The sequence below is a fragment of the Ochrobactrum sp. PL_is483 genome (assembly GCF_055816855.1).
The window spans coordinates 620,046-638,328 of the sequence record NZ_JBVPGS010000040.1 but is presented as its reverse complement, the minus strand read 5'-3'; the positions used below and the strand labels follow the sequence as shown (position 1 = coordinate 638,328).

The window sequence follows — 18,283 nt, the reverse complement described above, 5'->3', positions numbered from 1 at the left end:
TTATCACACCTTTGAAAGTAACATGCGCACCGCCGACAACTCCGGCCGCGCCGCTGGCGTGCCGGTAATCGTAATCAGCGTGCGCGCATCGAGGTTGGCCGCCGGGTAGGCGGATCGGATAAAGGTTTGCTCGACGAGGCCGTCGCCGAGTTGGGTTGCACTGGAAACCGGGATGTTCGGGTAGTCTCCCGGCATTCCAATTTGGACAGTCGCAGATGAACCGGCAGGCAAGCGGGCGTCGAGCGTCACCAAAACCCGATTTGCGTCGGTGGCGTCGATAGCTCGCGTTGCATAGTTCGCGGTCGGCTGTAACTCGCCCTCGATAATCTGGATATCGGGGAACAAGAATGGCGTAATGCGTTCGGTTCCGCGCAATACTGCCTCGACTTGGATATCCTCGTTCTGGATATACTCGTCGAACCGGATCGTTTGCGAAGGTGCCGAAGTGATGACCTCTCCGCTTGGACGGCGGAGCCGGATCGAAATGTCGACCGACGGGTCGGGGTATTCGACGCCAGCACGGATAATCACGTCGGACATTTTGTTCGCTTTGAACGTGCCAATCGGGATAACCCGTTCGACAGGATCAAACCGGCAGCCGAGCATTTCAAACCAGAGATCGGCCTCATTATGGACCGTCCAAGTCGAAGCGTTCGACGACGAAAGAAGTACGCCGACCGTGAACGGCTGTTCCGAAATCACCGCGTTAGTGTCGAGGTCGATCTTGCCAATCTCGGCCACAAACAACGAATGCTCCGCATCGTCTGTCAGTGCAACGAAAGCAAATTCCCGGCCGCCTTGCAGGAAAACCGGGAAGTTGAAACGAGCCGTAAAGACTTCGCCTTCGACAAGGTCAGTACCGGGAACGAATGCTTCGGCGAGAACGGTTTGCGTCGGCATGCCGACCTCAACCGTTCGAAGCTGCACCGCAATCGAGTTGCTTCGCGATCCCACTTTTGCGCACATCAACCGAATGCCCGAGAGGCACCACGATTGAGCGAGCGTAAAAGTCTGTGCAAGCGGATCGTGCCCGGCCCCGCCATCGCTACCGCCCTCGCGGCGGATTGGCGTGGAATTGTTCGCCGCAACGTTCGTCACGTTGGTGACATTCGTCACGTTATTGATAACGGTGTTGTTGACGACGGGTTGGGGCATCGTGTCGGTCGTCGTTTCGAGCGACGACGTGAGGCGATACTCTTCAACCGTGATCGATCCGCGGCCGACGTAAGTGCAGCCCGCTACCGTTCCGACAGAGCCTTCGAAGTAAATCGACTTTGAACCGGCCGGAACGTTGGGCGGCGTGGTGAAGTGCCCCGTAATCAAGCCGTCCTCGTCGGCCGGTCCCGACACAGTAGGCACAACGGGCACGCCGTCGAACTCGACAATCTCCAACGTTTCATTTTCGATAAAGCCTTCCAGCCGGAAGTTAACGTCGCGCTGCCGTATGAACTCGGCGTTGACCACACGCTCGCTGACTTTCTCGACCCTTTGTTCAAGCGAGATACCGCTAATGAACTCGCCTTCGCCGGCTTCAAAAGCCTGCGTTTCCGGTGACGTCCAAACGGTTTGTTTGTCGGTCCAAATGTCCGTTGAAGGCTCGACGCTCGCGCGCCCCGGCATTGGAGTGAACGTCTGATAAGGATTGATCTTCATCGCCTTGCTTCGCCGTGGCTGGCGAATGACGGCGACTTCGACGAAATCCAGATGACGGATGCCCACAAAGGCGGGGAATTCGTGCAGGCGAGCGTAGATCGGCAGCGTCATCTTGCCGCCGAACACGGCCGCCGTCTGTGCAATGCCCTGATCGCGCATAGCATCATTGCGCAGCGGATCGACAAACAGCCCTCGCTTTGCTCCAACATCGCGAGCCGACACATCGTTCTTAAGACGCTCCTGCGCGACAAGGTCGTACACGTCGAGGAGCATCGTTCGAATGTCCTGAATTTCGCTGTAGGGCACATTCCTGACGCCGGTTACCTCGACGAGAGGCTTTTGTCCCCAATCGTTCGATATCCGGGCAAGTTCGATCATGCTGTCCGATACAATCGGAGGGCGAGGGCGAGACACCGCAGAAGTGCCCGTCACGTAGACCATGGAGCCGGTCATATCCATGCAAACGGCATCAATGCGCGGTAGCTTGTACGCGTAATCAATAAGAACGTTCGTATCCTTGGCGGCCCCGGTCACAGTGACAGTGTCGCGAGTGACCTCGTCCGGCTGTACGTTCTCATTGTAGCGATATTTGACCGTGTAAGTCGTTCCCGGTGCGGGTTCCGGCCCGGATGGCGACCAGTCAATTTGCCCCTGCGAAAGCAACCAGCTTGCCGGCGAGGTGTAGACCGTATTTCCCTGTTTGATTTCAAGGATCGCGGTGACTGACGGGTGTTCCAGTGGGTCGACGACACCGGAGTAAGGCCCATGAAGAACGCTTTCGGTGACCTCCTTTTCCACCGTTACCCGACGAACGCTTGAAATCGGTGCTTTGGAAACCTTGAACGTCTGCGTTCCGCCGGTCGCCTCGGTAAAAGGGTGCGGCTCGGCGTCAACGTTGCGAAGGTCCGGCTTCTCCTCAACATCGAACGGGAATGATTGCCGCCGCACAATGCGGCGACCATTCACATAGGCCGTCCCCTCGGAAACAGAAAACGCCTGTTTGCCGTCGGGCTTCGGCCCGAGGGCGGTAATCAAGAAGCCGTTGAAGACATACGAGCCGTTGCTCTCGCGCGAATAGCCTTCGATCGCCTTGTAGATTTCCGAAAAGTCGATGTTTGTTGACGTTGTGAGGATAACGCCGTCCCGGACCTGATAAACCGAAACAAGCGGCTCGGGGTCGCCGTCCTGTGAATGCCCCCAAAGGACGGTAATTTCAATTCGGCTCGGCCCTTCCTCCATGTAGGCTTCTGTGCCGGGGATTGAACCTTTCAAATCCACGTCAACCACATCGGTTACGAGGACTTGCGAGCTTCTGACACCGATTGTCAGGTCGCCTTTGTTTGGAAGAACAAAGGTCGCGGCGGGCACGTCGTGGACGATACCTTCGATGTAAATCGGGCAGGCCGGGAGCCGCACGCGAATATGATCGTCATCCTCAATTTCGACGACCGGGTCTTGGCCGTCCATGACGCGGCCGTCTTGAAGGATATAGTCAAACCCACGGCGCATATGATCGATTTGCATCGACTGCAATTCGTTCAAATCGGTCGATTGAAGATAGATGCCCTTCTTGTCACGGCCGACGTCCTGAAACGCGATTGCGTGGCGACGTAGTGCGCGATCAAACCGATCGCCATAACCGGCGCGCTTAATGATGCTGTTCATGGCACCTCACATTGTCAGAACGAAAGTAAACGTTTGGCCGATCGAGCCATCGCGAATGATCGGCGAGAACCGGTCGACCTCGATCATTTTCCCAAGATCGACTACGTCGGCGAGGGGGACATACATCTGACCGGCTGGCACGCTTTCGGCCAATTTTGTACCGACATACATGCCCGTTTCGCGCAACGTGTTGCTGCTCGCGTCGTCGAGATCGAGTTGAAACCGTATGAAGACGTACCCGGTCGGCTCGGAGCTTTGCGAAAACTTCGCGCCGTCGGCCATGACGATTTCGCCGTTTGGATCAGGCACGACAAAAAACTTGTCGCGCGTCCTCGTCATGCCAACGGTATTTTCAAGGCCAGTCAGCACCGACCATGCGGCGTCTTGGGCCGCCTGTTCTTCTGGCGTAGACGGCCGGGGCTGATCGTCCCATTCCGGCAAGCCTTCGCCGACGGCAAGAAAGAGCGTCATGTCATAAAGCGCTTTCGCCAGTGCGACGCGCCCGTCTTGGGTAAAGACAGCCATTATTCAAATCCTGTTTGGACACGCGGCACCGGAGCGCCGAAAGGTTGATGAACAAACGGCGCATTCTGGAATGCGACCGTCGCGCGGTTGCGGTAATCGACCCGAACCGCCGCCAGCGACGCGAAGCGCGTCGAGTGCTGGCTCATTGGAATGATTGATTGGACGGTTCGAACCGTCTCAATGTGTTGAACGTCCTTGACGTCGACGCGCCCGCCAGTGGGGACAATCACCTGCTTGCGGTGATTGACGCGGATGGAAACAACTGGTCCGCCGGGTTCCTTTCGGGTGCCCGACCATGTGTTTAATCCTGCCCCGCCATTGAGCCGGTGCTCATTCAATCGGAACGCCCTTACGTCCCATCCCGCGGTCAGGCGGGCGAATTCCGAGCGCAAGGGCTTCGACGACTGGACTAGCTGCGTCGTCGGCCGCAAGAATTGGGTATTGGTCGGCTCAAATGGCAGGTGAATTTGAAACCACCACCATTTGCGCGCTGTCGCTGGAAACTCCTCGATATCGCCATCGTGGTTTATCCACCGCAAGGACTTATGGATCGCTGCGGGAGTTCCTATAATTCTCTGCCACTGGATGCCTTCGCGAATGACGTCGCGAAGGTTCGGAAGAAACTCGGCGACCTCCGACAAACCGTATTCCGCGACGAGGTAGGGAATAACCCTGTCGATCGGGTGGAACTTAAACCCGCGCAATTCGACGATGCCGGGTGACAGTTCCGGGGTTCGGTCAAGAGCCTCCGAAAATGCCTTTTCCAGCGCCGTCGCATTGCTCGGAAGCAATGCGATACGTTCGGACATCAGTAATCGCGCCCCATATAGTTGAGTTTTATCTCGCCGATGGCGATTGCGGTGCCCGGCGCGGCAATAAGAGGAGCGGTCGGACTAACCATTTCCACGCGCTGGACGCCTGACACGTGCAAGCGAGCCTCGATCCATGACGGCACGAGGTCGAACCCGATCCCGGTTTCCGTTGTCCAAGCCTTCCGAAGCGCATCTTGAAGCGGCGTCATATCCGCAATGGGAGCGGAAGGTAGTAGCCAGACATTCGCCTCGACGTTTGTCCGGTTCTGAACGGCCGCTTCGACGACGACGGTATCGTTTAGCGGACGAACGTCGTCGCTCGTGACGATTGCACGAACAGCGTCAAGCATGGCGTCGTCTGGAATGCCGTCATTGTCGCGTGAAAGCACGGCGACATGAATAATCGGCCAAAAATCCTCACGATAAACGGCGACGTCCCGGATACGGACGTCGGCGCGTCTGGCGGCCGCCTTGTACCAATTCGCGCCGCCCGCAGGCGAGCGCGCTTGAATAGCGAGAACGGTTCGGCTCCGAAGGGCTTCGTCATCTTCGCCTTGCAGGCGCTCCACATCGTAGAAGGCTGCGAGGTGGTCAAGATCGGCACCATTCGCAAACGCCAAAAGGTTCGCTCGCGCCGCATCATTCACGCGCGCGCGGAAAAGTGCTTCGCGGAACGATGCAACTTGCATCAACTTATTTGCGAGCGCGCTTTCGAGCGCCAGAGTTGGCGCGATGGCGGGAAACAATCGAATAAGCTCATTCTGCATGTCGGCGAGAATTTGCTCGAATGCAATTGTTTCGATCACGTCGGGCGAAGGGTAACTTTCGAGATTGATTGTCATATCAAAACCAGCCCCCGGCCCACGGCCCCGCTAATGGTTAAATGCTTCGGACTGCCCGACGTGAAATTGCCGATCAGCGCTAACGGGCGATAATCGCCCTCAATTCGAACCTGAAATTCTCCGCTTCGGTTTACGGAAAGCGGCGTTATCCTCGCGATCTTGAAGCGAGGCTCCCACTGGTCGATTGCTGACGTCACGGCCGCAAAGAACCGGACAATCGTTTCAGTGGTCAGATTTTCGCCCATCAACGGCGGAACGATCGATCCGTACCATTCCCGCATGACACGCTCGCCGAAGAATGTTGACAAGAAATCACCGATACATTGTTCAACATGCGCCCAACCTTCGATGATTTCCCCGGTTTGCCGATCAATATCGATGCCGAGGGCAGAGTTAAGCGACATGGCATATCTCCCGGCTATTTCTCGGCTTTTCGCCGCGGTTGCTTGCGTTCTTGTTCCGGCCGCTCGGCAGAGGGCGGGAGCGCGATTGTTCCTAAAGCCAACTCATAGGCGGCCTGACTGTCGGATAGGGCGATTTTGCCGTCCTTCGGCTTGCGCTGCCCGGCGATCCAGTCGCCCGCGCGTTCGGTCACAAGATAGGTCTTTTTCATGGCATCCTCTTTCTATGGAATGCGGAAGAACGTCCGCCCCGTTGTCGGGTGCCCGCACGTTGCAAGGTGCCCCTCCCGGCATACGGCAATGCCGCCCGCTCGAAAGGTTGGGGAACCTTCAGCCATGACCGGGCTGCTATGCGGGAAAATTCCATGCCCCGAAACCCGGTCGCCCTTGACCGCAATAGGTTGGCCGTTGATGCGAAACCAAGGCACTTGCAAGCCGAGTTGCACGCCCCCGGCCGTATCGACACCCACTAAAGCAATGCCCGGCATGGTTTACCCCTGACTAAAATCAAAATCGGGCGCGACAGCCTTTAGGCCCGCGCCCGTCAATTCCATTGTGGTGCCGTCGCACTCGATCAGCATTCGCGGCACTTTGACCACAAGCTCGTTTCCCCGAGCTTCGATCGTAAGCGCGCCGAAAGTGATGACGTTCTCGTCGCCCTTTTCGCTTGGTGACTTGTTGATGTCGCTCCATGTCATCGGAACGGCCAATCCTTGCCGGAAATCGCCAGCGCCACTTAGAACCGTCATTTGCTGCCCGACGGTTGGGGGAGCGTGAACCTTTAAGCCGCCGGCAACCTGCGCATACGGGATTGGAGGCGAAAGCATCGGCTCTTTGTCGCTTCCCCCAAGGCGAACGCGAACCGTCCCTCTTTTGGGGTCGACCTCCGCGACCGGGCCTTGCTTAATCATGCCGTCGAAGCGTCGCTCAATCTCGGCCGTTCGGCGAAGCACCTCGACGAGTAGCTTATCTATCCTCATTTCGGCTTCTCCGGCCCATCGACTTCGACGGCTTTTTGCTCGTCGACTGAAAAGCCGTCAGTCATTTCGACGGCAGCAAGCTGGACGATTTCGGATATCTCAACCGGCTTGCTGCCGATGATATCCGTCTCGTCGTTTGCAAGGCCAAGCTGGCCGCGTGCGAGTTCCCAAGGCAAATAGTCACCGCCTGTAATCTCGGCTTCGATTAGCTTCGCCATGTCAGCGAAATCGCGGTCGGCCTTCATGGCCGCAAGGACACGCCCCCAAGCGCTTCCCGGTGCGGGCGTTTCGCCCGGTGTCGGTTCGTTGATATGGTCGATTGAGTAAATGTATTGTCGGGCTGCATACCGTACGCCCTTTTCTTCGTCCGCACCGCGTCGGCTTGAAATGGAATGCACCTTTACGACCAACGTTCGCCAGAGGTCGCCCCATTCCCCGCCATCTGCGGAGAGGGCTTTTGCGATTTGCCAGCCAACAATGCCGACGGTCGCCTCAAGCCCGGCATCGCTCGCCGGTATTGATATGACTTCGGTCGTCGCGCCTTTGCCGACTGCCACTTCGATTTTTTGAGTAACGGCAACCTCAATCACTAGTTCGAGCTTATGATTGCCCGCGCGCAGGTCTCTACCTTCGATATCGACGTTGTCGTCATCCGTGGTGACGACGATTACCGGCCGAGGTTCGCCCTTTGCGACGAGGTTGACCGGATTTACCTTGCTGTCGAAAATCCGATCCTCGGCGAACGTTCGATCCTTCAAAGCTCGGATCGTGGCGAGGCGAACGGCGAGGGCTGTGAGGCTCATCGGTTTCCATCCAAAACAAGAGAAACGACAACGTCGCCACGGTCGGAACTTTCCGGCGCGCGGGATACTTCATAGGGCGGCTCCTTCGGCCGCTCGATAAGGAGAATTTGATCGCCTTCGCGAAGCTCGAATTTCAACGCTTCATAGACCGGAGGATCGAACCAAATGGCCGCCTCGCGCTGTGAAAGACGCGTTGACGTGTTGATCTTCGTGCCGCGTCGCGAGCCGTCGAAAGGTGCCGTTTCCGGCGTCAATGAAACGACGACGAAGACGTCTACAATTCGACGGTCAGGATCGGGAGAAGGGCCGCTATAATCGCTTTGAATGCGAGGTACGACCCGAACAAATTCCCCAAGCTCACGCTGCACCGCCCCGAAGGCGGTGCGCGCTGCGATGCTGTTGAGGCGCATGGCGGTTAGGTCCGCTTGCCCTTCAAGAGCACTTTTGGACGGGTGCAGTACTGGAGGGCATTCATCTGCGTATCCAGATTTCGGCCCTTGCCGTTCTGCATTGGCCACTGTCGGTTATAAAGGCGCTGGCCCATTGTATTGACAGTGTCCTCATAATCCGCAGGTGCGTAGGCTGTTTTGAACAAGCCAGGCACACCAACCGGAAACAGGTGGCAGCTATCGGCGTCGATAAAGGTCGCAGAACCGACAGAGCCGCGATAGTTCTCCCAAACGATGCCGCCGAACTCGAAAATGCCGTAGCTTGAGCGGTTCGGACCCACATAGCCGTCGCGAAGGATTTGCGCTTCGGACCACCCCTTATACGTCTCGCGAACTTCACGATGCGTCAGAAGGTCATCGAAGAAGTTGTCACCAACAAAAGCGTGCATTCCAGTGAACGGTACACCGCCAAGGCTGTCAGCGGTCCGGCGAACGACGGACGCACACTTCTTGCGAAGAATGCCTTCTCCGGGGTTTGCTGCGTCGAGATCGAAATCGATCGCCGCCGACTGCTGGACACCGAATTCCGTAAAGAGGTTCAACGTCGAACCGTCAGCGTAGGTAACTATACCCTGCACAGCCCCCATACGCGCGAATTCTTCGGTCGCAGCCATGCTATTGACATGCGTTACCTGCCGCTGTCCAACCTTCTGCATGACAGTCATCAACGCGCGCTCTTGCCCGAAAGCGCGGACGTTCTGCACTTCTTCCGCATAAATCGCGTCGTTGATTTCAAAATGCGGAACGATCAGCGAGCGCAGGTCGCGCTTTTCCTTGGCAATAGTCGTACCCGGGCCACCGCGAGGAGTTGGCGGCACGATAACCAGAATATCGCCCTTCTTCTCGATGGCGATCGTCGTCGTATCGACGCTTTCGACCGCAAACAGCCCCATTTCGCCGATGCGACCGGGAACGAACTTCAGTTCGTTGATAGCGTCGGTCAGGCTTGTGGTCGAAAACGCCGCGTCGTTAAAAATATCCAACATCTAAGTTGTCTCCAAATTTTCGGAATGTTGTGCGTTGCTGCGGCGGGATGCGTTAGCGAACAATGATGCCGAGGGCGGCGAGAGCGGAAATTGCGGCGGCCTTTTTCTCCGCCGCGATTACCTCCGGCCATGCGAGGCAATGAGTATTCACCTCGGCGTCACGGCGAAGCGCCGCAATCTTGACGGTTTCACCTTCGCCGGTGAGGGCTGGATAGATCGCGATGGCGGCGGGCTTTTCGCTCCCGTCATCTCCGTTCGGATTGTAGGCCACCGCCTGATAATCTCCGGCCTCAACGCCGACGTTCACTTCAAAGCGGTCGCCTGCGGCGAACGGAGTGCCCCCGGCCGCGATGGTGAACTTGACCTCCTTATTGAAGGCTGTTCCTACCGTGGCATTGCCGATGTTGACGCCTGTCGGGTCCTCAACTGCAAAGGCAGTGTCGGACGTCGCGATCGCGACATAGGTGCCGTTCTTGGCCTTGGACGATACCGGGGTGCCCGCCATCGTAAGCGTGCCGTTACCTGCATTTTCGGCTCCTGCAACGACCGTTGCGGTAACGCCGTTAGCCATCGCGAGAAACGCCAAAATCGTTCCTGCCTCAATGGCCTGTTCCGCAGCGACCGTCACGTTTTCGCGCGAGCGGTGGCCGTTGGCCTCGCTCAAGATAAATTCGCCCGCGTGGCGGGGTTCGACGAACACTTTCGACATTGTTCAATCTCCAATGAAAGCGATTTGGGAAAATGTGGGAGGGCGCTTGGAGCGCCCCGCGATCACATGCGAGCGTTGAGCTTGCTTGTGACTTCACCCCACGCGGCTTTTGTCTTTTCGGCCTTGCTCGACTGTTTGTCGGCCTTTGGGTCAAAGACTACGAGACCGCCGACAGCTTCATGCGAACGCTGACCTTCGATATCGGCATCGTTGTCAGGTTCTGGCTTCGATGCTTCCAGACCTGACAGAACGCCCTTGGCGGTTTCCGCCGAAAGGTCGGTCGTAAACGCAAGGTGCATCGCCGAAGCTTCGCGGCCTTTGGCTTCCGGCAGATTGAGAATTGCCTGAATGCGTGCCCGCTCTGCGGTTGCTCCCGCCTTTTCACCGGCCATCTGGCCTTCGGTGCGGGCGGCTGCTACGGCGGCATCATGTTCCGCGCGAGCGATCATTTGTTCATTCATGGTGTTGCTCCTGAATTTGGAGGTTGCGGAGGGGGATCGCCCGTCCAGTTCTTTGATGACCGCCTCGAAATTGCCGATGCGATCAGCCATTCCGGCCGCAACTGCGGCCGAGCCAATAAGCACGTCGCCGCCGCCAAACTTGGCGATCACGTCGTCGGGCTTTACGCCTCGGCCTTCTGCGACCGTGGCGATAAAAACGTCGGCGAGCGCATCAATCGTGCGCTGAATGCGCGCTCGCCCTTCGTCCGTTGAGAGGTCCGTCCGCTTCCCGGGGGATTGCGACGAAATGAACTCGATCCGCCCGGCCTCGGCGTCCTTCTTGCTCGTGTCCTGCAAGGCGGCACGGACGCCAATCGAGCCAAGCAAAGCAGTATCGGCGATCACGATTTCCGTTGACTGCGAGGCAAGCCAGTATCCCGCCGAGGCTGCCGAACCGCCGACATAACCGACAATCGGCTTGATCGCCTTCCCGGCGCGGACGGCCTTGGCTAACTCGTCGACGTTCGTCACCGAACCGCCGGGCGTGTCGTAAGACATGACAATCGCCCGGATCGACGGGTCGTCGAGGGCTGCTTGAAGGTCCCGGCGCAAAATGTCGTAAGACGTTGCGCCGGATATGGCCGTAAACAGGTTGGCGCGACTGACAAGCGGGCCGCGAACATCAAGAATGGCGACCGACCCGCGGCGGGTCAGGCGCTCGGCAGTGGGGACATGCTCGGCGCGATAGGCTTCAAGAGCATCGATCGAGACGTCATTTTCGCGAGCGGCAACGGAGAGGACGAGTTCTAGCCCTTCGGCTGTTATCGCCCATGGCTCCGCAAGCGCCGCCCGGAGGGCGCGCGTTGCTGGCATTGAGGTTTTCCTTGTGTTTTACCGGCGTCGTGAGCCGGCGACGATCGCAAAGCGACGGTTCAAACGCGGAAGTCCGTTAAGCTCGCGGCATTCATCTTCCGCCCTTTGCATTTCTTGCCGCAGCATCGCGAGATTGCCTTGCAAAACAGAAGTTTGGACCTCCTGTTCGTTGTCCCCGTGGCGGAAACGCACGCGTTGCGCGGTCCCTCCGGCAAGCCTGTCGAAATAGGCTTGCCGAAGTGCTTTTGCTCTCGCGCAAGGATCATCCCAATCAATGGCGACTGGTCCGATTTTTTCGACCATTATTTTTCATCCTCAACTATGAGTTTGTCGCCGACGGGATCGGGAACGATAGGCCCAACGTCGGGGAGGCCAAGCTCTTCCCGTTTCTTTCGCTCTCGTGCACGTTGTTCGTAAACGTCTTCCCAATCCGCACCCATGTCGTTGCAGATCATTTCATCGCTTACGACGCCGAGCCGTTGGTAAATCTCGTGCGCCTTGGCCGATTTGAGGTCGTCAGCTTGTGGCTTGGGTGGCCCGCGCCAGTCTGCGGAACAGGCTTCGGCCCGTTGCGCGCGAAAGGCCCGTGGCCCGCCCGGGAAAGGGATTGTTCCGCGTTCGATTTCTTCCTCGAGCCATGCCTCATAGACATGCTGTAAGAAACGGCCGCAGATATTTGCCCGCCGCGAAAGCGTGATGGGCCATTTTTCCGCCGTGGACATGCGCACCGACGAATATGTCGCCCCGGTGTAATCTCCCGTGAGAGTTTCCACGGTCATGCCGAGGCAAGCCGCGATTTCCCGCAGTAGAAACTTGGTGAAAGCCTCGTATGTGTCGTTCGGGTGCTCCGAACGGTTCATTTTGAGACTTTCGCCCGGGAACAGGTGGGCGATACGGCCGCCGACCCCGAGGTCGATTTTCGTCTGGTTGTACCAAGCTTGTTTGAAACCGAACAAGGTTTCGGCGGGGCTACTATCAGAGGTGGCTTGCTCCGTCGGGTCTTGCAATGCCTGCAAGAGTGCGTCCGTTGGTGCCTCGCTCTCGACAGTCGCGGCGAAAATAGACTGGATCAGCGCCGCGGTGAGCGTGGCGTCCGCAAGCTGGTCATACTGGCGAAGGACGCGAAGGATCGGGGCAAAGGGAGTTATGCCGCGAATTTGTCCCGGCGCGCCTTGGTAGATATGAAAAACCTGCGGACGCCCCGCTCCATCGCGGGCGGCAATATCGACAGTGTGCCGGAACACCCCGTCGCGCATGAAGCGATATGAGAGCGGAAAGCCGAAGTCGTCCGTTTTCACGCCCTGATAGAGTTTGGACAACGGTTCTGTGTCCTGCACCAATCGGTGAGGAAGAACCAATTGAACCTTTGTTCGGGACTGTGAAATGCTTCGACGAATGGACGGGAGCAATCCCGTCGCTTCGCCATAAGCGTACCACGTCTTAAGCTCCATTGCCGTAAGCTCGCCCATAGTGTGCTTGCCTGCGGCGTCGCACTCGACAGGGTTGTCGCTCCAAAGTATCCAGCGGCGTTCGACATGGCTTGACCACTCGTTCGCCTGCTTTTCGTCCCATCCAAGGGCGATGCGATCCGGGCGAGGCGAAAGTCGAAGCCCTGTCCCGATGGTGCTTGCGACTGCCTGTTCAATCGCCCCGGCAATCCAGCCGGAGTTATGAAGGGCATCAATCGCGCGGGCGGCCGCCTCGATGTAGGATTTCGCGACGTCGTCCCGAGCGTCACGAAGTGCCGGTCGCCAAGCGAACAGGGCCGCAGCGCCACCACTTCCCGGCGAACGGAAATATTCGGCTGAATGCTGTGGTGACGTCTGCGGAACAGCGCCCATAATGGTCCCGTCCGTGCCGACGCGAATGCGCGGTTTCGTTTGTGCGTTCATCGTCACAACCCGTTAAATCGAGCCGCGATTGAAGCGATGCGGTCGAATTTCGACCCTTTCGTTTCCTGCGGCTGTCCATTTGCATCGGGAACCGCAATTCGCGGTTCCGCTCGATCGTCGTCGTCGCGTCGTCGAGCATTCGGGCCGAGGCGGTGCGCATTGAGTTGGAAGCCGGCGGCGGCGGCCAGTGCCTCGCAGTCAAGTAAGTGGTTTTCGCGTGATCGCTGCACCCAAACCGGCGTACCGGAAGGTGACGTCGTGCGAGCTTCACTTACAATCTGCTGGCAATAGTCATCCGTGGTTTGGGAATGGAGATACCACGCCCCAAGTGCTGGACTGCCGTCCTCGGTTAAATGAGGATAGCGAAGTCGTTCATGCACCCAACTTTTCCAATGGTCCGTGTCGAGGAGGTGCAGCGTCAGGCCATACTTGGCCGACTTGCCGTCAGGTTTCACCTCGATTTTCGACTGAATGATCGGCTTTGACTGTGTGCGTCGCCCCTTTGTCGGGAAGACGAAACGCGGGAACCGCCTTGCAAACTCGTAGACGCGATGCTCCGGCACGGCAAATTTTTTGCCGGGCCGGAAGCCACTGTCGACGAACGCAAGCCTTATCGGCAGCCCGTCGATAGGTTGCGTAAGCAGGTCCGCAAGATCGTCCCAAACATCTTGCTGCGAGGTTTCACCCCAAAGATCGCCGCTATCGACAAGCCAAGAGGTCGCGCGCGGCCCCCATGCTCGTATGACAAACGGGAGGCGGTTTTTCTGGACGTCGACGCCGGCAGTCAAGAAAACTGCTTGATCCGGCAACGTCCGAGGCAGATACGGGGCCTTGAGCCTCGCGACCTCCTCCCATTCTGGCACGTCGCCGCCGCCGGGAGTGAAAACCTCGCCGAAACCTGCGTTCACGGCAGTTTGCACTTTGTCGCTATCGCCCGATGCAAGCGCCTTCAAATAGCTTTCGGCGCGCTCACCGAAGGAAACGAACGGCGACGCAAGACCAGAAACCCAAAACGAAAGCGTTGTCGTGTCGGGCGGGTCGCCGAAAACGTTGCCGTCCTCGTCGACCGTCTGGCCCGGCGCGACAAACACGCCGGTAGCGTTCATTTCGGCCTTGTCGCTCTCCTCAATCACGCACCCGTTGCGGGGGCATTCAAGGAAAGCCTCGCGACGAGCTTGCGCAGGCGTCGCACGCTTAGGCCATGACAAGCATTTGAAGCGCGGAACAAACCATTCCCGGCAGTGGGGGCAACGCCATGTCCAATGATGGCGCGTGCCCTCTTGCCATAGTTTCCAGATTGGCGACGCGACGTCGTCCGTCGGCGCGACCTTCCAGAATTCAAGGCCGGTTTCCTCGTCCATTTCCGTTTCAACCATTCCTTGGGAGGGTGTGGACGTGATGCCGGTCATGAAATCGGCGTAAGTGATGCCGCGAGCTTCGACGAGGCCGAGCGGGTCGCCTTGGCCTTTAACGTTCTTGAGCATTTCGTCGTACTCGTCGACGAGTGCCAAACCCGCAGGATCGGACTTAAGCGCGGTTGACGAACCGGCATGCGCGAGACGGACAGTCACGCCCGCGACCCTTTTCAAGGTTTTCTTCATTCGCTTTCCGCGCGAAAGTTTTGCCTTGAGTTTCGGGGCCTCGTCGAAAAGTCCCATAAGGCGCGGCTCAAACTGATCCGTTAGGAACTCCCGAGAGGGACCGACATACAGGATCGGCACCGGCCGCGTGTCGCAGCGGTGGCCGATCACATCGAGAATGCTTTCGGTTTTTCCGCTTTGCGCGCCGGTCACGAGGACATTGCGGGTGTACCGATGGTCGTCAAAACCTCGCGTGAACGGCACGGCGTAAGGCGTAAGGTACGGGTCGCGCTGTCCGGGCTTTCCCGAAGTGGGAGGATAAACCCGGTTTTCAGCGCCCCATTTGTCAGCCGTCGTCTTCTCTGTCGGCTCCCAAAGGATCGCGGCCAGATCGTAGAGCCTCGCTTGCCTCTCGGAACTTGTTTTGTGATCGAGCAAACGCGCCATTTAGACCCTTCTCAATCTCCTCGCGCAGCTTCACGTCCCGCGTAGCCGATGCGGGAAGCCCTGCCAGTTCGGCCCGGAGCGTGGCTAAGATGCTGGATGAAACGGCCTCGACGTCGTCCATTTCGACGAGCCGGCCTTCCTCTTTGGCGATACGAAGTTCGACTTCGCGCTGTCGCGCCGCCTTCAAGCCGTTGTCCGCCGCTGATTTTGTTGATCGCCGTTCCTCGTCTTTGAGGGAGCGGACATAGCCTTGCACCACTTCGACGAGCGGGTATTTCCCTTTGACCGCCGCCGGGACATAGCCATTCGCTGCCAACTGCCGGAGCCATTGCGTCGTAATTCCCAAGAGGGAAGCCGCCCCGCTGGCGGAAATCATCTCCTCGCCAGTCAAGGCAAACGCTCGCGGCGTCGGAGGGGCGACGGTTGGTTTTTTCGCCATGGCGAACATTCCTTCGGTGCAAAGCAAACCGCGATTTTCGAAAGCTGAAAAACGCGCAAATTCGGGGCTGCGGCGGCACCGCATGCCTTGGCCTTGGGGTACGGTCCCTAAAGGGGTAGGGGTGCCTCGCCTCGCAGGCGGTCACCCACGCGCACGGTCACCCCGCCGACACCGATTTGACGTCCGCGCGCTCTCGCTCTTCTACGGTCAAATTTGAGGCTTTCGACTGATCGGGGTCAGGAGAGCTTAAAGAGGCGCATGAGTTCATGCTCGACGCGGGTCATGACGAACCCACCGACCATGCGCCACTTCTCCGCCGTCGGGTCTTTGACGACCTCGCGGGCGATGTTGGGACCGAACAGCGGTTCGAGTGGTCCGCGCTCGCTGCCTTCACGCTTGAACACCCTGCCGTCATATGCGGGGACGATGAAGGTCGACTTGAAAACTCGGCGCTTTTTCCATGGGGCAGCGCTCACACCTTTCTTGCCTTGTCGGGCATTGAACAGGTTGAGGTTTGTCTCCCCGCCTTCCGCTTCCAATTTGTATTCGAGCTTGTTCGGGTGTGCTCGAATGGTTTTGACGGCCTTGTTAATCAGGCCGTACTTGATCCCGGTTTGAGCGACCAGCGAACGCTTGACTTGCGTGCGGGCTTGGTCACCACCGCGATTGAGTGCTCGGGCGAATACACGCTTTGCATCACGTTCGCCGATTGCTTCCAGCGCTTTACCATATCGCTTGAATACGCCGTCCGAGGTGATGACGATGCTTGCCATGGTTTCACCCGATCAGAACCCGGCATGAAAAAACGCGCGGTGCCGATAGGCATCACGCGCGCTCGCATGCGGATTTAAAATTTACAGATTTTCGATTTTAACGATGGATCAGAATAACAATACTAGATCGCTCGTCTCTCCGGGAGACTTGTCGTCTCCCGTCGCCTCGCTCTCGTCGGTGCTCTACGATCCGCGCGCGACCCCATCGTCTTAACGCGAGAGAAAGAGCGAAATTGTCTCACTCGTCAAGACGAAAATTTTCAAACGGACACGATTTCTTCTAACCGGACACGACGGCGCGGAACCTAAACCATTGATGTACCGTCGGTTTCGACCAGTGCCGGACAGGTGAAAATATTTTTGTCCGGTATGCGTGTCCGCCATCGCTTCAGTGCTTTGCAGCCGGACAATTCAATAAGCTATTGAAATTGCGTTTATAATTGGCAAGCCGGACAGTGGATTGTCCGCTTTCGCCCCTGTTTGTGTCCGGCTCTTAGCGCATTTTGTCCGGTTGCCGCATTGCTATGTCCGGCAGCGTCTTGCGTGAGCGGGGCGCAGTGCTTTGTGTCTGACGGGTGATTTGCAGGTGATTTGCCTTTAAAAAAAGTACGAAAAAATCTAACTTTGCTGTTGCGGAGTTAGATAAATTGTGTCAAATCATAATCACAAACAGCGATTTTATAGCCAAGCCAGTTAGAGAAAATTAGCGATGAATGAGACCCGCGAAGAACGCCAGCGCAAGCTTGATAAGCGAATAGCTGACCTCCGCGCTCGCGCCGATGCCAAAGAAGCCGAAGCAAAGCGCCTGCGCGGTTCCGTGAACGACGATCCGGCTTTCTGGACACAGCCAGCTTACGGCAACGCTGCGGGGCGCTCGTTCGCTCGGCACCGTGACCGTGAGCGCAACCGGATTATCAAGGCGGGCGCTATTGCCGCCGAGGCGAGAGAACTTCGCGAACGTGCCGACACGCTTGAAGCTCGTGGCGCGGTCATGGCAGGTGATGCCGCCGCAGTACGTGAGGCTAAGGCCGCGGCGATAACTGTCAGAGTGGGTCAGATCGTCAACACGGCCCACTATGGCCCTCGGAAAGTCCTCAAGGTCAACAAAAAGACTGTTCTCGTCGAAGGCAGCTTCGGGCCGCTCAAAATTGAAAAGCAGTTCATCGTTGCATGAGCCTTTCAGTTTCCCGCCTCTTTCCCTCCAGTCAGGGGCGGGTTTCTCAAATGTTCAAACGAGTTGGGAGACACCCGAAATGCCAAGTATCTTAGGAAAGCAGACCGAAGCTAGCGTAACGATTTACAGCGCTGGAAACAAAGACGCCAAAGGGCGCGTTGAAGGTGTCCGCGTTGAAGTGTGCGAAGTGACACTCATTGACCGCCCTGCCGATGTATTGACGTATTACGGTCTGGAACCGGGTTTCTATTTTGTCGCAAAGATCGACAAAACAAAGGACGGCGAATGTTTCGGCGCAACGCAGCCGCGTCAATTCTTCAAGACCGACGAAGAACGGCAGTCCGCGATTTTGAAACGCTTGAAGAAAGCAGGAATTTAAGCCTTCCGGTTTCCGCCCCGAAGGGCGGTTTCCCGAATGCTTAACCACCACATGAGGCATTATCATGCAGATTTTTGAAGTAGAATTGCCGCGGGTAAATCAGCGCCGAGAAGCGCTTAAGCGACCGCTACCGGAAGCTCAAATTGCAACGCTCCGCGAGGTGAGCGCCGCCTATCAGGCGCGATGCCCGTTCAAGGTAGGCGACATAGTCACCCCGAAGCCGACGTCGACCTATGACGACAAGGGCGTTCCGCATGTCGTCCTTGAGGTTGCGGCGAACCCGATCCGAGATTTCGAACCCGGCAACTGCCTTATGCAAAACTACGGTTGCCGTCTGGATATCCGGGTCGGCGTGCTGATCGGCGACGAGGTCGTCACGTTCTGGCGGGAAAGCTGGCAGCACCAATTCTATCCGGCCGAGTAAACGGCACCCAATCACTTCCTTGAAATTCTCCGCCGGT

Annotated in this window: 21 protein-coding genes; 3 read left to right on the top strand and 18 right to left on the bottom strand. The window is 57.7% G+C overall.

The window, feature by feature from the left end; genetic code table 11:
• Positions 1-3: 3 nt before the first annotated feature.
• The 18 genes from AC0TNJ_RS21365 to AC0TNJ_RS21280 all read right to left on the bottom strand — a co-directional run bounded on the left by AC0TNJ_RS21365 (position 4) and on the right by AC0TNJ_RS21280 (position 16,269).
• Positions 4-3,318 (bottom strand): DUF4815 domain-containing protein, encoded by a 3,315-nt coding sequence (locus tag AC0TNJ_RS21365; protein ID WP_473768412.1) that lies wholly within the window; start codon positions 3,316-3,318, stop codon positions 4-6.
• 6 nt (positions 3,319-3,324) lie between these two features.
• Positions 3,325-3,843 (bottom strand): hypothetical protein, encoded by a 519-nt coding sequence (locus AC0TNJ_RS21360; RefSeq protein WP_006472985.1) that lies wholly within the window; start codon positions 3,841-3,843, stop codon positions 3,325-3,327.
• A complete protein-coding gene (locus tag AC0TNJ_RS21355; RefSeq protein WP_473768413.1) occupies positions 3,843-4,652 on the bottom strand; it encodes a phage tail protein in 810 nt (269 codons plus the stop codon). The genes AC0TNJ_RS21360 and AC0TNJ_RS21355 overlap by 1 nt, the downstream gene beginning before the upstream one ends.
• Positions 4,652-5,497: a baseplate assembly protein gene (locus AC0TNJ_RS21350; RefSeq protein WP_151657829.1), complete on the bottom strand. Its 846-nt coding sequence runs from the start codon at positions 5,495-5,497 to the stop codon at positions 4,652-4,654. Before AC0TNJ_RS21350 ends, AC0TNJ_RS21355 begins: the two co-directional genes overlap by 1 nt.
• Positions 5,494-5,901: a GPW/gp25 family protein gene (locus AC0TNJ_RS21345; RefSeq protein WP_473768414.1), complete on the bottom strand. Its 408-nt coding sequence runs from the start codon at positions 5,899-5,901 to the stop codon at positions 5,494-5,496. The genes AC0TNJ_RS21350 and AC0TNJ_RS21345 overlap by 4 nt, the downstream gene beginning before the upstream one ends.
• 14 nt (positions 5,902-5,915) lie before the next feature.
• Positions 5,916-6,110, bottom strand: a complete 195-nt coding sequence (locus AC0TNJ_RS21340; RefSeq protein WP_151657831.1) for a hypothetical protein — start codon at positions 6,108-6,110, stop codon at positions 5,916-5,918.
• Positions 6,111-6,122: 12 nt separating this feature from the next.
• The gene (locus AC0TNJ_RS21335; RefSeq protein ID WP_473768415.1) at positions 6,123-6,386 is read right to left on the bottom strand and encodes a PAAR domain-containing protein; all 264 of its coding nucleotides are present in this window, start codon (positions 6,384-6,386) and stop codon (positions 6,123-6,125) included.
• 3 nt (positions 6,387-6,389) lie between these two features.
• On the bottom strand, positions 6,390-6,878 hold the full coding sequence (locus AC0TNJ_RS21330) for a phage baseplate assembly protein V (RefSeq protein ID WP_473768416.1): 489 nt from the start codon (positions 6,876-6,878) through the stop codon (positions 6,390-6,392).
• A complete protein-coding gene (locus AC0TNJ_RS21325) occupies positions 6,875-7,681 on the bottom strand; it encodes a hypothetical protein (protein WP_473768417.1) in 807 nt (268 codons plus the stop codon). The genes AC0TNJ_RS21330 and AC0TNJ_RS21325 overlap by 4 nt, the downstream gene beginning before the upstream one ends.
• A complete protein-coding gene (locus AC0TNJ_RS21320) occupies positions 7,678-8,091 on the bottom strand; it encodes a hypothetical protein (protein WP_473768418.1) in 414 nt (137 codons plus the stop codon). Before AC0TNJ_RS21320 ends, AC0TNJ_RS21325 begins: the two co-directional genes overlap by 4 nt.
• Positions 8,092-8,096: 5 nt before the next feature.
• Complete coding sequence (locus AC0TNJ_RS21315; protein ID WP_473768419.1) at positions 8,097-9,116, bottom strand: major capsid protein; 1,020 nt, start codon at positions 9,114-9,116, stop codon at positions 8,097-8,099.
• Positions 9,117-9,168: 52 nt separating this feature from the next.
• Positions 9,169-9,825, bottom strand: a complete 657-nt coding sequence (locus tag AC0TNJ_RS21310; protein ID WP_473768420.1) for a head decoration protein — start codon at positions 9,823-9,825, stop codon at positions 9,169-9,171.
• Between the two features lie 62 nt (positions 9,826-9,887).
• The gene (locus tag AC0TNJ_RS21305; protein WP_473768421.1) at positions 9,888-11,138 is read right to left on the bottom strand and encodes a S49 family peptidase; all 1,251 of its coding nucleotides are present in this window, start codon (positions 11,136-11,138) and stop codon (positions 9,888-9,890) included.
• Positions 11,139-11,156: 18 nt separating this feature from the next.
• Positions 11,157-11,441, bottom strand: a complete 285-nt coding sequence (locus AC0TNJ_RS21300; protein ID WP_063882031.1) for a hypothetical protein — start codon at positions 11,439-11,441, stop codon at positions 11,157-11,159.
• A complete protein-coding gene (locus tag AC0TNJ_RS21295) occupies positions 11,441-13,030 on the bottom strand; it encodes a phage portal protein (protein WP_473768422.1) in 1,590 nt (529 codons plus the stop codon). The genes AC0TNJ_RS21300 and AC0TNJ_RS21295 overlap by 1 nt, the downstream gene beginning before the upstream one ends.
• 2 nt (positions 13,031-13,032) lie before the next feature.
• Entirely contained in the window at positions 13,033-15,057 is a 2,025-nt protein-coding gene (locus AC0TNJ_RS21290) for a terminase gpA endonuclease subunit (protein ID WP_473768423.1), read from the bottom strand.
• Positions 14,957-15,496: a hypothetical protein gene (locus AC0TNJ_RS21285; RefSeq protein ID WP_473768424.1), complete on the bottom strand. Its 540-nt coding sequence runs from the start codon at positions 15,494-15,496 to the stop codon at positions 14,957-14,959. Before AC0TNJ_RS21285 ends, AC0TNJ_RS21290 begins: the two co-directional genes overlap by 101 nt.
• A gap of 236 nt (positions 15,497-15,732) precedes the next feature.
• The gene (locus AC0TNJ_RS21280) at positions 15,733-16,269 is read right to left on the bottom strand and encodes a phage tail protein (RefSeq protein WP_473768425.1); all 537 of its coding nucleotides are present in this window, start codon (positions 16,267-16,269) and stop codon (positions 15,733-15,735) included.
• Between the two features lie 709 nt (positions 16,270-16,978).
• Between AC0TNJ_RS21280 and AC0TNJ_RS21275 the strand changes: the two genes are divergently transcribed.
• The 3 genes from AC0TNJ_RS21275 (at position 16,979) to AC0TNJ_RS21265 (ending at position 18,246) form a co-directional block, all read left to right on the top strand.
• Positions 16,979-17,443, top strand: coding sequence for a hypothetical protein (locus AC0TNJ_RS21275; RefSeq protein ID WP_473768426.1), 465 nt, complete (start codon positions 16,979-16,981; stop codon positions 17,441-17,443).
• A gap of 79 nt (positions 17,444-17,522) precedes the next feature.
• A complete protein-coding gene (locus AC0TNJ_RS21270) occupies positions 17,523-17,822 on the top strand; it encodes a hypothetical protein (RefSeq protein ID WP_473768427.1) in 300 nt (99 codons plus the stop codon).
• Between the two features lie 64 nt (positions 17,823-17,886).
• Entirely contained in the window at positions 17,887-18,246 is a 360-nt protein-coding gene (locus AC0TNJ_RS21265; RefSeq protein ID WP_473768428.1) for a hypothetical protein, read from the top strand.
• Positions 18,247-18,283 lie beyond the last annotated feature (37 nt).

Excerpts from the sequence above, each read along its gene's own strand:
- AC0TNJ_RS21310 (WP_473768420.1), bottom strand. The coding sequence starts at position 9,825 with ATGTCGAAAGTGTTCGTCGAACCCCGCCACGCGGGCGAATTTATCTTG.
- AC0TNJ_RS21345 (WP_473768414.1), bottom strand. The coding sequence starts at position 5,901 with ATGTCGCTTAACTCTGCCCTCGGCATCGATATTGATCGGCAAACCGGG.
- AC0TNJ_RS21355 (WP_473768413.1), bottom strand. The coding sequence starts at position 4,652 with ATGTCCGAACGTATCGCATTGCTTCCGAGCAATGCGACGGCGCTGGAA.
- AC0TNJ_RS21325 (WP_473768417.1), bottom strand. The coding sequence starts at position 7,681 with ATGAGCCTCACAGCCCTCGCCGTTCGCCTCGCCACGATCCGAGCTTTG.
- AC0TNJ_RS21290 (WP_473768423.1), bottom strand. The coding sequence starts at position 15,057 with ATGGCGCGTTTGCTCGATCACAAAACAAGTTCCGAGAGGCAAGCGAGG.
- AC0TNJ_RS21265 (WP_473768428.1), top strand. The coding sequence starts at position 17,887 with ATGCAGATTTTTGAAGTAGAATTGCCGCGGGTAAATCAGCGCCGAGAA.
- AC0TNJ_RS21315 (WP_473768419.1), bottom strand. The coding sequence starts at position 9,116 with ATGTTGGATATTTTTAACGACGCGGCGTTTTCGACCACAAGCCTGACC.
- AC0TNJ_RS21350 (WP_151657829.1), bottom strand. The coding sequence starts at position 5,497 with ATGACAATCAATCTCGAAAGTTACCCTTCGCCCGACGTGATCGAAACA.
- AC0TNJ_RS21295 (WP_473768422.1), bottom strand. The coding sequence starts at position 13,030 with ATGAACGCACAAACGAAACCGCGCATTCGCGTCGGCACGGACGGGACC.
- AC0TNJ_RS21305 (WP_473768421.1), bottom strand. The coding sequence starts at position 11,138 with ATGCCAGCAACGCGCGCCCTCCGGGCGGCGCTTGCGGAGCCATGGGCG.
- AC0TNJ_RS21280 (WP_473768425.1), bottom strand. The coding sequence starts at position 16,269 with ATGGCAAGCATCGTCATCACCTCGGACGGCGTATTCAAGCGATATGGT.
- AC0TNJ_RS21330 (WP_473768416.1), bottom strand. The coding sequence starts at position 6,878 with ATGAGGATAGATAAGCTACTCGTCGAGGTGCTTCGCCGAACGGCCGAG.
- AC0TNJ_RS21300 (WP_063882031.1), bottom strand. The coding sequence starts at position 11,441 with ATGGTCGAAAAAATCGGACCAGTCGCCATTGATTGGGATGATCCTTGC.
- AC0TNJ_RS21320 (WP_473768418.1), bottom strand. The coding sequence starts at position 8,091 with ATGCGCCTCAACAGCATCGCAGCGCGCACCGCCTTCGGGGCGGTGCAG.
- AC0TNJ_RS21360 (WP_006472985.1), bottom strand. The coding sequence starts at position 3,843 with ATGGCTGTCTTTACCCAAGACGGGCGCGTCGCACTGGCGAAAGCGCTT.
- AC0TNJ_RS21285 (WP_473768424.1), bottom strand. The coding sequence starts at position 15,496 with ATGGCGAAAAAACCAACCGTCGCCCCTCCGACGCCGCGAGCGTTTGCC.
- AC0TNJ_RS21340 (WP_151657831.1), bottom strand. The coding sequence starts at position 6,110 with ATGAAAAAGACCTATCTTGTGACCGAACGCGCGGGCGACTGGATCGCC.
- AC0TNJ_RS21335 (WP_473768415.1), bottom strand. The coding sequence starts at position 6,386 with ATGCCGGGCATTGCTTTAGTGGGTGTCGATACGGCCGGGGGCGTGCAA.
- AC0TNJ_RS21270 (WP_473768427.1), top strand. The coding sequence starts at position 17,523 with ATGCCAAGTATCTTAGGAAAGCAGACCGAAGCTAGCGTAACGATTTAC.
- AC0TNJ_RS21275 (WP_473768426.1), top strand. The coding sequence starts at position 16,979 with ATGAATGAGACCCGCGAAGAACGCCAGCGCAAGCTTGATAAGCGAATA.
- AC0TNJ_RS21365 (WP_473768412.1), bottom strand. The coding sequence starts at position 3,318 with ATGAACAGCATCATTAAGCGCGCCGGTTATGGCGATCGGTTTGATCGC.